Origin of the sequence: Sphingobacterium sp. 1.A.5, assembly GCF_002734235.1 — a bacterium.
Lineage (GTDB): Bacteria > Bacteroidota > Bacteroidia > Sphingobacteriales > Sphingobacteriaceae > Sphingobacterium > Sphingobacterium daejeonense.
In genome coordinates this window covers 92,394-106,977 of sequence record NZ_PEBA01000001.1, presented here as the reverse complement: position 1 = coordinate 106,977, position 14,584 = coordinate 92,394, and the positions used below count along the sequence as shown (strand labels likewise).

The following is a 14,584-nucleotide window of genomic DNA, read 5'->3' as shown; positions in this document are numbered from 1 at the left end:
ATTTTTTTTATGTGTAATACTGGATTTTAGAATTGATTTTCTTCAGTTGTATTTTCCTCCTGGAATGTACTTTCTTCTGTAGCGCCTTCCTCTGTTGAACTTTCAGTGCCTTCTTGGTTCTGTTGTTCACTCTGTTGCAATAGCTCCTCTAACTGTTGTTCAGATTGCTGTTCTTGTTGCTGTTGTCTATTTTGATGTTGCAATTCTTGTTGTTCTCTAGCTCTCTTTTCCTCTTCTTCACGTTTAAGATCTTGCTCATGTCCTTCTAGGTTTTCAGCCTTAACTCCTTTTGGAGTGGTCCACAATTTCTTTTTGTAAGTCTCCAGCTTGTCCTCCAAGTTGGCTGCATTATTTGTCTGCGTACTATCCGTTCCGGCATAGGTAGCTTGTTGCAACATTCCCGGAGAAGATTCCCTTACAATTTTGCTGGCGAATTTTCTCTGTACAAAGAGGTCATCCATTGTCATATCATAGAGCCCTCGATCGGGATCTGAAATATCCACTTTAACTAGGCTATAGCGTAATTGCGGGAAATACAACCAGAATGCTGGTGTTGAACCCACCGAAGTGGCAAGTTCAGAAGACGTCGTGATATCCATCAACGGTGCCACCCCAATAATTCTTGTTTCCAGTCTACCTCTTTGTTTATCGAAGAAGATATCTTCCTTGATTCTGAATTTGGTGACACGTTCTGGGTTAAACTCATTCAAGGTCATTCTCGAATCGATTTGGTTACCCTCATCATCAAAAATGGGAACCAATACTGAATCTGCAAATCTTGCGATACCTTCTGAAGCAGAAAGCTTTCCTTTGAAAGAATCGTCCTCAGGATTGTATGGAGTCAATTTTCCTGTTTCAATTCCTTTCATAATCACTTCCATCAAGGAGTTTCCAGGGATTGCATAGATGTAGTTTCTTTCATCTTTCAAGTCGATATCTCTCCATACCCTTTTATAGAATCTAATATTTTTCAAGTTTACTTCCGGGTATGCAAATGGGACTGCATCTTCCAAGTTATTCACTTGATAAAATCCATCTGTTGTGGGTATGGTATCAGCCAAAACTTCTCCTTGCACCATTACATTGGAGTCATTTATGGGCTGAATAAAGGTCTCTGTCACAACGGTGCTATCTGGTATCGTATCGATACTTTGTGCTACAGCAGGGGAAATTCCCAATGCCACAGCTATTACCATCATCCAATTTTTCATTTTTAAAATCTTTAATTCGTAAACAAATCAATGTTAATATTTGCGGGTTTTACTTTGTGTCGTCGGTAATTCGAATGCCGACATTACGCAACGGAACCCAATATATGAATGTGGTTCATAGTCAACGGAATAGTTTCTGGTTTCGCTATTCAACTGCTCACCATTATCTTTCCAAGAACCACCACGTACCACTTTTCTCTTCAACGCATCAGCGTCGTCCTCATCCGCATCATATAATAAAACTGGATTTAAGTCATTTACAAACGCCACAGCTGAAGGGCTATACGCATCCAATGTCCATTCAGACACATTCCCCGCCATGTTGTATACACCAAATTTGTTAGGAGTATACGATTTTACTGGAAGTGTAAACGTAGCACCATCACGTGAATAAGTACCTTCACCTTGTTTATAGTTTACGGCAAGTTTTTCTTTGCCATCATCGCCATCGATTGTCAATTTGGTTCCTGAGATCGTATCTCTTGGATCAATTTTACCTTCAGCAGCATATTGCCATTGTGCTTCTGTTGGCAAACTGAATGTCAACTGATAACCACTCAAGTATGAGTTCTTCATCAAATTGGCCATCATTTCTTTACCTCTCCAATCGGAATATGCTCTTGCCTGTCTCCATGAAACGCCGACAACGGGGTAGAAATCAAATGATTGGTGAGTGAAATAATTGGCATCTAGTGAGGTCAACTGTGCATTAGGGAAATCTTTTGACCAGATGTCTTCTGCTGGGATTACCGACACGGTGTCGGTCACATATTCTTTCTTCAAGTTACCTTTGGTTTTCAAATAGGAGAAGCGATATTTTACCACTTCAGGGTTAAGGCCTCTATTTGATCCTTTCATTTCCAACATCGGAGCAATACGCTCTGCTATTGTCGGATCTGAACTTCTCCATATTGGTGAAATCCTTTTTACAGCTTTCCAGTTAATTCTTCTTCCTTCACCATCTTCGCTTGCAGCCTCCAAGAAGTATTGGTCATCTTGCAGATAGTCCGTAACAGCAATTGAATCTGCTACCCAGTTTACGAATTGGCGATATTGTTTATTGGTAACTTCAGTTTCGTCGATAAAGAAAGCACTTAAGCTGATGTTCTTACCCACATTACCACTGTCCAATGATCCTTTGAAAAGGATTGTTCCAGAAGGGATGTACACCATTCCCGGAGGAGCTGGCAATTTGCCACCTTTGAAGGCATTAACCTTCGGGGCATTATAGAAATTATTTGAAGAGTTACAGCCTGCAATTGCAAAAACCAACAATAAACACACTGCGGAATATATTCGATTCATGAATACTCTATTCATACGTTTCATCTTTAATTTTATTCAATGATTGATTAGGTATTAATTTCTTTGAAACAATGCGTATTTAACGCCCAAAGAAATATAGCTATAGTGATCTTTTTTGCTATTTATGACAGCATCGAGATTATCGTTTGTCGTAATGGTGTGTTGATAATTTAGGTTGATTGCCCATTGTGGTCCATATAATCCTCTGCCAAACGGGATGTCCACTCCAACATTAATCGGCACTACAAAATGGAAGCCGTCTAGGTCATCAGAAATTTCACCTCCATTTGAAATCACTGATTCAGAATATAGGTCTGAAATGTTGCTTTCGATGTTGTTTTTCATAAGTCCGGCACCTGCTCCTACATAAACGTTTGCAAGGATCTTGTGGAAGGTACTTGATTGGAGATTATAATAGCTATAGTTATTTGGCAGGTTCATAAATTGACCCAATCTAACTTTAGCATTTGCATTGAAAGCCCAGTAATCGTTCTTAAAAGTACTCGCATAACCATTTCCACTTAAGACACCTTTTTCTGCATGAATACCTGCTGAAACGAACGGGGTAATTAACCCATCTACATCGACATGACCGGCGAATTTTGCTTCGACGTTGGCCAAGTCCGTGAGGTTAATTGTAGGACCTCCTCCAATACCAACACTAAGCGGACGTGAGAATTGTGCTTGCGCTGATTTGAAACCACAAACTGCAAATAATAGTAAAGAAAAAATAGTTTTTTTCATATTAAGAATTCTTGTTAGTATTACAGTACATTATTATTTAGACGAATTTTGAGGCCTTTTATTGCAACTTCAATAAAATAATAGCCCCTAAATTAATAAGTCGTGAAAAAACGTCGGTTTTCTATGTCACAAGAATCTTACCAAAGATGATTGACCAATTGGAATCACTGAGGAAAGCGTGCATGGTTTCATAGCTGAAAACTCCAATGAAAACGCACCTTGCAGATTGCAAAAGCTGTTTTTGACGAAATAAAATCTGATTAGTTGTGGTCAAAAATTTATTTAAAATAATTTTGGTCGAGGCACCTTCTCAACAGTGGGTTTGTTTTTAATGGACATTCAAGGCAACAACAAATTTCAAAATATTTTTATTGCTTTTTATTAAAAGTACCGATATGTTATAGAGTTTTTTTTGATAACAATGAATTAACTATAACAAGAAATTTTAGATAGATCTTTGGATATTTTTATATCTAAAAATATAAATTTCAGATAGGAAAGACATAAACCTTCAATCAATTTTTATCAAAAACAAAAGCGGGTTGAATGCCCGCTTCCTAACTATAATAATAATACCATTAACAAAATCTGCAAAACAATGTAGGTAATTTTTTCTTTCGGGTTTTTGACTGCTACAGCCGTTGCCGTTCATTCCCCATTTTGATGCTTCGCTAGTCAACTATAAGCAATGGTCTGTAGTGAAACCATTTTCATTACCCAAAAATTGTTAATTGTTAAAAACTCAGATTGAACAGGAATTATTATAATAAATGTGCTAATTACCAGAGACAACGTAACAACTTGACCGTTAATTGGTTACAAACCATAAAGACATATAGTGTTGTTCATATTGCCCAATATATAATCAGACAGAAAAAAATATTAAATAAATAATAAACGATCGTAAATAGATGTACAGATTTACTTCTCACATTAAAAATATTGGTTAGATGTTGCTCAGTTTATAACTTGTAGCTGTAATTTACAGCATATTCATTTAATAGCAAAAGAGTTTTTTAACCAAAGCCAAAAAACCAACGTTTTTTGCCCAAATTATAGGCAAATTTTTCCCTGTGTAAAAACTCAAATCTTTCCTGTAAAATTATATTTTATTTACCCATTTTTGTAAAAACCTTTAACAACCAACCTATTTAATTAAAATTTTTTTGCGCTTATTATCAATAATTTACATTATTATTTAACAATGTCTATAGATTTAGTAGATTATTATTGAAATCTGTTTTTATATTTGTTTTATAAATCAGACAAAATCATAAAAATGAACAGACAAAATATGATTACTCAAAACACTTTAAATCTTTCGCTCCAAAATAACAATCAGGAACAAATACTTGATTTTAATCGAATGTGTACTGAAATTATCTTCCCCAAATAGGATATCGCGGGAACTCCACCAGTTCCCGCTTATCCATACTAACCCGAATCCTTAAATAGGATTTTATTCTCAACCATTAAATCTTCATTTCATGAATTCCAAGAAAACATATCGCTTTCTATACCTCGCTATTGCCTTTACTCTAGGGATCACAGTTGCCAAATCCCAGGAAACACCAAAGGCTATAATTAATGCCACACTCAGTGGAACTGTCGTAGACTCCATTAGCAACCTTCCGATTGAGGGTGTCACATTGCAACTTGAAGGTGTAACTCACCAAGTGAAAACTGACAAAGACGGTCGGTTCCACTTTGTAACAGGACAGAAACTTCCATTTAATTTAATTATCAGCAGAATAGGTTACCAGAAAAAACGATTGGTAATAAAAGAATCCCCTGCTGTTATCTTGTTGCAACCCACTCAGGAGAAGATAGACCAAATCGTCGTAACATCCCGAAGAAGAAAAGAGCAGCTTCAGGATGTTCCCATTCCTATCACGACGATTAACGCAGCAACGATAGACGATGCTAGGGCATTCAATGTTAACCGAATCAAAGAACTAGCGCCTACAGTTCAGTTGTACGCATCTAATGCCAGAAACACAACGTTAAACATTCGTGGTTTGGGTTCTACCTATGGGCTAACCAACGATGGAATTGATCCTGGTGTTGGGTTTTATTTGGATGGTGTATACTTGGCAAGACCTGCCGCCACGTGGTTGGATTTTATAGATATTGAACAGGTGGAGGTTCTACGAGGTCCACAAGGGACTTTGTTTGGTATGAACACGACATCAGGGGCTTTCAATGTGACATCCAGAACTGCAGAATTTAACCCTTCAGCTAATTTTGAGTTGAGCTATGGCAATTACGGTTTCATCCAAGGCAAAGCGTCAATCACCGGTCCTTTGACCAAAAAACTGGCGGCTCGTGTTTCCTTCTCCGGAACTCAAAGGAACGGAACCTTATATAATGAATCTTCAGGTCGCGCAATCAACAATATGAATAATTTGGGACTAAGGGCGCAATTGCTGTACAAACCAAATGATTATATCCATATAACCGTTGCTGCAGATAAAAGCATTCAGAAGCCTGACGGATATGGCTGGGGAGTTGCGGGAGTCGTAGAGACACAACGCGCAGATTACAGACAATTCAATAATATTATCAAAGATTTAGGCTATGAATTACCTTATAACAGTGCTTTTGAAAGGAAGGTTGATCTAAACACACAATCAAAAGCTGACAATGAATTGGGAGGCATTTCAGTAAATACGGACTTTAAAATCGGGGATGGAACCTTGACCTCTACGACGGCATGGCGTTATTGGAAATGGGTTCCATTAAATGACCGCGATTATCTTGGCCTCCCAGTATTTACTATCTCCGCCGGAAATTCTGCTCACGACCAATATTCACAGGAATTTAGATACTCTGGCAAAATCCGCGAAAACATAGAACTTGTCGTTGGATTATTTGGTCTTTACCAAGACCTAAGAACCGACCCGGTACACACCGAAGAAGCTGGTTCTTCATTGTGGAGGTTTGCACAGAACACAAACAGCGACCTTTGGAAAACTCCAGGTCTGTTTGACAACTTTGGAATAAAGACGAGATATGGCATTAAAACTACAAGTTTGGCAACATACACACAGATTGATTGGGCAATAACAGACAAATTACACTTCCTGCCAGGAATTAGATATAATTATGACAAGAAAGAAGCTCATTATGATCGCCAAACCTATGGTGGGCTTCAAACTGAAGATCCTGCGTTATTAGCTCTTAAAAATGCGGTGTACACAAATCAAGCTTTTAATACAGATGCATCTGCAGGGAATTTTTCTGGCCAATTATCCGCTCAATATCGTTGGAGCAGAAATCTCAATGCTTTCGCCACCTATGCCATCACCTATAAACCCGTTGGTATCAATGTCGGCGGATTGCCCACATCTAGGGGAGAGGTATTGTTGGACTTAGCTAGAGTAAAACCAGAGTCTGTAGATCATAAAGAAATTGGTATAAAATCAAGCCCGAATAGAAATTCAATCTTAAATCTTACATTTTATCAAACGGACATTAAAGACTACCAGACCTTGGTGCAAACTCCTGAGCCTGGGGTCAACAGGGGTTATCTTGCAAATGCAGAAAAGGTTCGTGTTCAAGGAGTTGAGTTGGACGGAAGCCTTCGTGTTGGGAATTATCTTCGTCTGAATGCTGCTGCTGCCTATACGGATGGCCAATATGTTAAGTTCACTAATGCTCCAGTTCCATTAGAGGAGGTTGGCGGACCAGAAGCTTTTAAAGATATTTCGGGAGGAAGATTGCCGGGAATATCAAAGTGGTCATCCTCAATTGGTGCCGAATTTTCCCAAAACGGAAGTTTAATTGGCTTGGAAGGCTCCTATTTTTTGGGAACAGACCTTTTCTATAGGTCAGAATTCTCTTCAAGTCCCTCTCCATCCCAATATTTAAACATTGATGGCTATGCTATATTGAATGCAAGATTGGGATTTAAGGCAGATAATGGAATTTCAATCTCTGTATGGAGCAGGAATCTAACAGATAAAAAATACTACGAACAATTGTTGGCAGCTCCTGGTAGTTATGGTCAATATGCAGGGATCGTTGCTGATCCCAGAACATTTGGTGTTACCATCAGATATAATTTGAACAGTTTCTAATTAAAAATAGGTTATCGTCTGAACCTAGCTATTCCCAGTAGCTAGGTTCTTTTTATTTACCTATGACCTTTAATATATAGTCCCCTTCGAAAGGATCTCCCTGCATTAAGCTTTCGCCTATAATCAATTTAAACTCGCCTTGTTGGTTCAATTTATATTCTAAATCTTTTCCGAATGGTCCATCACTGTTGCTGTCTGGAGATATAATTTGATTTATTCTAATATTTCCCGGTTTAGAACTGACTATTTCAGCATTCAAATTTTTAAATCCGTTGCTATTGATTACGATAGTATCCGATTGCTTTGATATTTTATGAAGTCTAATAGAATCCCAACTCGATTTCAGTTCCAATGCTTTAGCAGGAATACTAGTTGCAGAATCAATTGATTCCGAAATAGACATGGAGTCTGCGAGTGTGTCTGCGCTATGATCATTTTTACCAGGGCTGTTACAACTAGCAAAAAAAGCAATAGACGTAAATAGAAGGGCTGAGTTTCTGAATGAATTATTAAAGTTTTTCATGATTTTCTATTTTAATACCTGAAAGCTATCTATGTTATTGTGCATAAATTGTTCCAAGATATACATAAAAAAAGTGGCTCCAACAATTGTCGGAGCCACACTCTGTTTATCTAATAATTAATTAACGCCGTCCTTTTTGGTTGCTTTTAAATGCATGTCCACATGGTAAGTTCCTGGGAGATTGAATTTAAAGTCAAACCTGATCTGTAAGATATACGGATTTGAATCTGTCTTATATGTTACTGAATTTAGTGGATTCCACGCGTCCACATAATCTACTGACTCTATCCATTTGTCATAGATCCTGTAATAACAGAACACGCCATTTGGTTGATTATCCCAATATACATCAGGGAATCGAGCCTGCGCATAATCGTAAATCACGGAGTTTTCTGTTACGGTAGTTTTATATGCAAATGTTTCCCAAGTGTTCAAGAACGTGTTTCCACTAGGTCTTTTTTCCAAAGCTTTTCCAGGGAAAACTTTTCCATTTTTATCATATACTTTTAAGATAATCTGGTTAGGACCATTTGCATCTCTGCTTACATTAATTTTGGTATTTGCACTTTGTATTTTATTGATGTCGAACCAGTCCACGTCATGAGGATACCTTTTGCTATTTCCTGTTCCAGGCTCTACCAAGATGAAATATGGTGCTGTGGATATTTCATAGAGAACTGGATTGTTTACCTTAATGGACGTTATCCCTTCGTATTTTTTGGTGCCATTAGGATTTTCGATTTGTAGGTCTAATAAATATTCCCCTGGAGGAACATTATCTGTTGCTTGGGTAAACATTAATTGACCGCTCTTTTCGATAACCTGAAGCGGCAAACTCATTTCTTTTACACGCTTAGCATTAATTAACTCTAATGTTGTATCGGTCTTTGGGTCATATTTTTCTTTCCAAACCGTGATTTCAGACTCTTTAAAAAATGCTTCTTCCCTCTTGCCTGTTTCTTTGTTTCTCACATCCAAAAGAGTAATCTTAAATGGAGGAGTTGAATTATCAGGAATAATACCAGTTACAATTTTGAATACCCCTTTGTCCACCACCACTGGGTTTGCGCCATAACGGATATTGTCGCTCAAGTATCCAACATCCACTTTTTTACATCCTGCTGCCATAATGGAAGCAAGGATCAATAGCATTGCTGAAAATTTATATATCGTTTTCATGCTCTTTCTAATTAATGTTTAGTTTTAAACTTCTTATCCAGGTATGTGTATTATAGCCCAATAAAGAATTTCAAGAATCCATTAGCACTGGAAAGCTCAATAACGATAGCCTAACAGTCGGAATGATGGATAGTTATTCGGGATTTGGATGGATGTTTATGGATAAAACCGAAAATGAAAAGATGCACTTCCATAGCGGTGGTTGGCCGGGTTACCAAACATTAATCGTTCGTAATCCTTCAAAAAAACAGTTTGTAGCACTTTTGTTAAACAAGATGAACCTTATTGGTGTAATGCCAATAATGGCTGCTGTAGATAAAATTCTTAAAAATGATACTCCTCCAAAAGTTTCAATTGAAGAATTTGGAAAAGGGGTAGTTTTAATGGAATTTCAAATCAATCCGTTGATAGGAACTTATGCATTCACCCAAAATAAAAACCTTAAATACCATATTACAGTGAATGATGAAGGGAAATTATTCGCCCAATTAACAGGCCAGCCGGCTGCTAAAGTTTATGCAACCTCAGAACTAGAACTGTTTTACACCATTGTTGATGCAACAATCAAATTTCAAAAGCAAGACGATGAAATTCACAGTTTGAACTTATTCCAAAATGGAATGGAATTGGTATTTGAGAAAGAGAAATAGAATTCAATTATTCCTACTTTTACATCATGGCAGAAAAATATAATTTCATCAGCTACCTACGTGCTATTGCAGCCATATTTGTAGTCTTGATCCATGCGTCAACGGGTTTTCTCTACCATATTGACACCAATGGTTTCAACTGGAATTATGCCAATTGGATAAATGCCGCAACAAGATGTTCAGTGCCGATTTTTGTCATGATCTCTGGGTATCTACTCCTTCATAAAAATGAAAATACATGGACCTTTTACAAAACTAGACTTCCGAAACTCATCTATCCCTTTATATTTTGGACCATAGTCTATCTGATTTATTATTTCTATCGCTACACCAATTTTGAAACGCTTTCTACAGAAAAGATCTGGTCCATTATTCTTGATAAGGTTCTCCATGGAGCAAATGCCCACCTATGGTATTTTTACATGATCATCGGGCTTTATTTGGCGATTCCATTTTTGAGGAAAATTCTTATTCAATCCAGTACTCGTGAAATTGAGCTTTTTCTGGTTCTTTGGCTCATTTCCATGTGCTTTACCAGTAAACCACTATATTCCGTAATGCCAAAATTTGACCTCACTTTCTTTTCCGGCTATATCGGATACTTGGTCCTCGGATATTACTTAAGCATCAAGGAGTTTAAGTTCAATATGAATGCTCTCGTCTTCGCACTTATTTATATTCTTATGGTAGTAATAGGTGCTAATTGCACAAACCTACTCAATCAAGATGCAAAAAAACTAAACACCTTCTTTTATAACTACCTATTTGTAACTACAGCAATAGCTGCCGGATCCCTCTTCCTATGGGTTAAAGATGCGGTAAAAGATACGAAGGTGCCAACCTGGATTTCTGGTATTGACCATTATAGTTTTGGAATATTCCTAAGCCATATTATTCCTTTAAACTTCTTGCACCCACTAATTTCCAAATACTTCAGCACGGTCTGGGTAATCCCATTGGCAACCATAAGTGCCGTTATTGTATCCATTGCGATTACATATGCTATTCGGAAATTGCCGTATGGGAAATATGTAAGTGGGTAGATTTTTTGATGGTCAGAAATCTTAAAACAGAAGGGCTTTCTTTCTAGGCACTTTCCGTCGGGCCAAACTACTGGCTATCTGACCTCCATTTTGCTTTTCTGATGGCATTATTCAGTAACTAGGATTAAATAAGTATTTTAGGATGTTTAAGTTGTTTAAGTGAATTAATCCAGCCCATTCATAAGTTTCGAATTACTACAAAAAAAGGATATCAGAAGGAGAGAATAGTTTGGACAAATGCACTTTTTGCTGAGGACCTGCTCGAAAATCCATTGATAGTGAGATTTTTTCTATCAGATGGGTAGGGACATAGGGATATAGCCCTTCAGCATAGCCAGAGTTTGAGGGTCAGTACGGATATTTTTTTGTAGAAAAAATTAATTATATGTCCACATCCTAATGTGCTAGTGGACCGTAAGCAGATGACCGAAGGCACATTGCTCCGGCGAGACAAAAGAATTCCCAAATTTTCTGCCTGGAGAAATGCTCAAATTTTGTTCACCGTAGTGGTCCAATGCTTTTTAAAGTTCCAGCTGGGAATTGAAAAAATCGTCTACCTGATGCTGGTCTTGGGAAAAAGGGAAAACTTCCCGGATCTTTCCTTCCCCGAGCTTCCATAAAATGCAGGACAGACAACTGATCGCAGGACAGTTCCCATGATTGTTCCATATCCTGTGGCAATCTATGATATGCTCATCAGAATAGCCCAGAACTATTCCTTCGGCACTGAATTTGAATTCTGCCAGTCTGTCCATATCTTCTATTGTCTCCTCAATGCCTGTTTTGGTTCCACTCAGTGCGTGTTTTCCCGGCACATGCCACCTTATCTCTTGGTGAAGCACCTCATACAGGACTTCCTCAGACCTCAATGCGTGCGCCTAAAAAAACTGTTGATTATGACCAAGTTTGGATGGTTGAAGTCTTTCATTATATTAGAATTGTTGATTCAGCATATCGTTAATTTTATCAGAAATATGCATGTCCGCTAATATAACAAAATTATGTAAAAACTTGTTGCAGAACTGGTTCATTCCCGATCTTATCGAGATCTTATCAGTGTAACGCCACGGACTTAAGCGTATGCCACAGAAAATCTGCAGTTTGATCGGTAGAAAAAAGTTATTCATCATAGTGGGGCATTCAAGTTATTGGTCAATTGTGTTTCTGTAAAATGGTATACGAAAATTTAAGGATTTTACAAGATCATTTTATTCCATTCTATCTGATTCCTGAAATATCGGTTTAATAATCCAAAGTTTTTAAAAGGGGTTGTCAGAAAATTAGGATATTATGCTATATACCCATAGGAATCTTGGTAGGACTTTAAACTTACCTATGGAGATCAATAATTTTTCCTGTTCATTTTTTTTCCGATGAAAGAGTGGACAATCCCTTGGTTTCCAAGAGCATCAAGCACGATAAAGAATTTATGGGAAGATCCAAATTCTATTATCTTATGGACCGAATAGGTGGATAACTATAATCATTGACCAAATTTCCCTACAAACTGGAGCGTGGATGTTTACAAGGCTCAGGGTAGGATTGGATAGTGGTGGAAATCTGTACAGTTGTCATTCAGCAAAATTAAGGAAAAGTTATCACCATGTCATTCTTGTCTATTTCTGTTCCATGGGAAAGAGGAGCTCAGGATGTGATTGAATTCTTCTGCCCGGTCGAGCCATATGTAATGTGAGGAATGTTCTATCAGGTGGACCGAAACATGGTCTAATAGGTCTGAGATCAGTTTCCAGCTATCTGCCGATAGATAGTCCTCCGTTCCCTGGATGATCGATATGGTAATTGGGAACCGCTCCAAGGTAGGTCGGATATCATAGCTTTCGGGCATGGACCCTCCGATCGCACCCTCTACGGCCGAATTGAAGAAAGCCCTCCCTCCCTTGAAAGATCGCCAGTTCCGTAGGTCGATCATATTGAAAGAAGCGAGCCCCGTAATCTTATAGCGGTCAGATTGCTGTTTTTTGTTCAGTCCTTCTTCTTCCCATAGTCCCTCATCCCTAAGTATGGCTTCAACCTCCGGTCGGTTCCTAAGGGCTTTTATCCTCTTGTGGAATTCAGGAACCAGGTCGATAAAGGTCTTTCCGCGGGGTATAAATGGCGGCATGGACGCCGTAAGCACCATTCCGCGAACATTTTGGGGATATTTCAAATAATAGGAGATGGCCAGGACCGTCCCAAAGGAATGGGCGAAAAGGGTCAATTTTTCCTGCCCGATTTCCTTTCGGAGCGATTCCAGGTCGTCTACCAGGATGTCGAGGGAAAGGTCTCTCACGGAGGAATCCTGTACCCTGGAATATAGGCTTCCCCTTTGGTCAAATAGTACAAAACAAGTGGAATCGGTGCTTCCCCGGACGGCATCCACCAGATAATTGAAGTTATTTCCTGGACCTCCGTGGAGAGAAACGACGGTATCTCCTCTTCCCAAGGAAGTAATGTACAGTCTGGCTTTTCCGTCAGCTGTAGGAAGGTACCAGGAATTCCTCTCCAGTTCATCGAACAGGCCGTTCTCCTGACCGGTCTGGCCTTTGATTGTGAAGTTCAGAAAAAGACAGATGGCAAGAGTCAATGCATTTCTCATATTGTTGGGGCTTTAGGTAATCTGTTGGCTATGTCCACGGAGCCTGAATTTCCTCCGAGCCAAAATGAAATCAACTGATATTCCGCAAGTTGTGTGCCATCTTCAGGTTCCAACATTTTTGATGTCTGTTTCTATAAACATGTTGATCATAGGATTATTATTTAAACCAAATGTGGAAACCTCTCTAAGTCCACTACCAAAGAACTTACTTCTAACGAGTCCAGGGTCAATTTCAGTCACCAACATTCATAGGTGAACGGTTAAAGTTGGGAAGGTAGAGTTTAAATCCTTGAATACCGTCCCCAGAACATAAATATCCTTCAAAAAGAACATATTGAACTACTTCGACAACAAGAGTACAAATGCATCGGCAGAAACATTCAATGTCAAAATAAAGGCTTTCACAAGTCAGTTTAGAGGTGTAGGTAACATCAATTTCTTCCTGTTAAGATTGACCAAATTATTTGTTCAGTCCACAGATTTCGAAACCGATCCGTTCGTTGGGCAACAACGACTTTTACCAGTTTATCATGATTTAATAAACCGTTAAATTACAGACTTAAATACAACCATTCGGTTTCGAAAGAAATTTATTATTTTTTTATGCGCTTTTTGTTTCAAAGTTGAACGGAGTGCTGAAGCTATGGAATGAACGCTTTTGGAAATTCAGCTGCTTAGGTCTTTCTTATGGCTATACCTGATAAAAGAGGGAACTATATACATTCCCTCTTCATTGTTGAAAATAATAAAAATATAGAACAAGCCGTTATTACTACTATCATTGCGTTTCCTCCTGTGGCTTCCGTCAAAAAGCCGAATTAGCCAACGATATTTTTGAAAAGAGTATGCGACAGTTTGCTTTAAACGGCAATGCTCAAATAGTGAAAAAACTGTTGCTGGACAACTACAAGAAATTCGTAAAAAATCCGTTTGACGAAAAGAAACTGATTGCACAGGAAATGGATAAACTAAATGCAAGGTTATCAGTAGCACGCAACAAACTGTTATCTGAAATTATTGATGATGAGGAATACCTCGAAATCAAAAATGAGTGTAAGAAACGAATCGAGAGTTTGGAAGAATAGTTGAGCAAAGACGGTTCTGACACAAATAAAATCAATATAGATAAGTCTCTGGACAGGGCTTTAAAGTATATAGAAAACATTTCCAAAATGTACTGCGAGGGTGAAATCAACACAAGGAGAGGTATAATAGGTTCGATATTCCCTGAAAAATTGGAGTTTGACGGAAAAA

General features: G+C 38.2%; 12 protein-coding genes. 5 read left to right on the top strand and 7 right to left on the bottom strand.

Annotation, left to right across the window (positions count from 1 at the left end):
• Window positions 1–26 precede the first annotated feature (26 nt).
• From gldN to CRT24_RS00500, 3 genes are read right to left on the bottom strand one after another with little or no spacing between them, the layout of a single operon-like run.
• On the bottom strand, window positions 27–1,211 hold the full coding sequence (gldN, locus tag CRT24_RS00510; protein WP_099369305.1) for a gliding motility protein GldN: 1,185 nt from the start codon (window positions 1,209–1,211) through the stop codon (window positions 27–29).
• 33 nt (window positions 1,212–1,244) lie between these two features.
• The gene (locus CRT24_RS00505; protein ID WP_171017491.1) at window positions 1,245–2,531 is read right to left on the bottom strand and encodes an SUMF1/EgtB/PvdO family nonheme iron enzyme; all 1,287 of its coding nucleotides are present in this window, start codon (window positions 2,529–2,531) and stop codon (window positions 1,245–1,247) included.
• Between the two features lie 39 nt (window positions 2,532–2,570).
• On the bottom strand, window positions 2,571–3,260 hold the full coding sequence (locus tag CRT24_RS00500; RefSeq protein WP_099369303.1) for an outer membrane beta-barrel protein: 690 nt from the start codon (window positions 3,258–3,260) through the stop codon (window positions 2,571–2,573).
• A gap of 1,487 nt (window positions 3,261–4,747) precedes the next feature.
• Here CRT24_RS00500 and CRT24_RS00495 point away from each other — a divergent pair.
• The gene (locus CRT24_RS00495) at window positions 4,748–7,339 is read left to right on the top strand and encodes a TonB-dependent receptor (RefSeq protein ID WP_099369302.1); all 2,592 of its coding nucleotides are present in this window, start codon (window positions 4,748–4,750) and stop codon (window positions 7,337–7,339) included.
• A 52-nt stretch (window positions 7,340–7,391) separates the two neighbouring features.
• Here the strand turns inward: CRT24_RS00495 and CRT24_RS00490 are convergent, their stop codons facing one another.
• Entirely contained in the window at window positions 7,392–7,862 is a 471-nt protein-coding gene (locus tag CRT24_RS00490) for a hypothetical protein (RefSeq protein WP_099369301.1), read from the bottom strand.
• A 117-nt stretch (window positions 7,863–7,979) separates the two neighbouring features.
• Entirely contained in the window at window positions 7,980–9,041 is a 1,062-nt protein-coding gene (locus CRT24_RS00485) for a DUF5007 domain-containing protein (RefSeq protein ID WP_099369300.1), read from the bottom strand.
• Between the two features lie 80 nt (window positions 9,042–9,121).
• Between CRT24_RS00485 and CRT24_RS00480 the strand changes: the two genes are divergently transcribed.
• Together CRT24_RS00480 and CRT24_RS00475 are read left to right on the top strand one after the other, a co-directional pair.
• Entirely contained in the window at window positions 9,122–9,691 is a 570-nt protein-coding gene (locus CRT24_RS00480) for a beta-lactamase family protein (protein ID WP_257213922.1), read from the top strand.
• Window positions 9,692–9,717: 26 nt separating this feature from the next.
• Entirely contained in the window at window positions 9,718–10,734 is a 1,017-nt protein-coding gene (locus CRT24_RS00475; protein WP_099369298.1) for an acyltransferase, read from the top strand.
• 521 nt (window positions 10,735–11,255) lie between these two features.
• Here CRT24_RS00475 and CRT24_RS00470 read toward each other — a convergent pair.
• Both CRT24_RS00470 and CRT24_RS00465 read right to left on the bottom strand, forming a co-directional pair.
• Window positions 11,256–11,549 carry a nuclear transport factor 2 family protein gene (locus CRT24_RS00470; protein WP_138089368.1) on the bottom strand — a complete coding sequence of 98 codons (294 nt, stop codon included), beginning with the start codon at window positions 11,547–11,549 and terminating at the stop codon, window positions 11,256–11,258.
• Window positions 11,550–12,340: 791 nt separating this feature from the next.
• A complete protein-coding gene (locus tag CRT24_RS00465) occupies window positions 12,341–13,330 on the bottom strand; it encodes an alpha/beta fold hydrolase (RefSeq protein WP_099369296.1) in 990 nt (329 codons plus the stop codon).
• Between the two features lie 334 nt (window positions 13,331–13,664).
• Between CRT24_RS00465 and CRT24_RS21120 the strand changes: the two genes are divergently transcribed.
• Both CRT24_RS21120 and CRT24_RS00455 read left to right on the top strand, forming a co-directional pair.
• The gene (locus tag CRT24_RS21120) at window positions 13,665–13,880 is read left to right on the top strand and encodes a transposase (RefSeq protein ID WP_257213895.1); all 216 of its coding nucleotides are present in this window, start codon (window positions 13,665–13,667) and stop codon (window positions 13,878–13,880) included.
• A gap of 295 nt (window positions 13,881–14,175) precedes the next feature.
• Window positions 14,176–14,415 (top strand): hypothetical protein, encoded by a 240-nt coding sequence (locus tag CRT24_RS00455; RefSeq protein WP_099369295.1) that lies wholly within the window; start codon window positions 14,176–14,178, stop codon window positions 14,413–14,415.
• The last annotated feature ends 169 nt before the right edge of the window (window positions 14,416–14,584 follow it).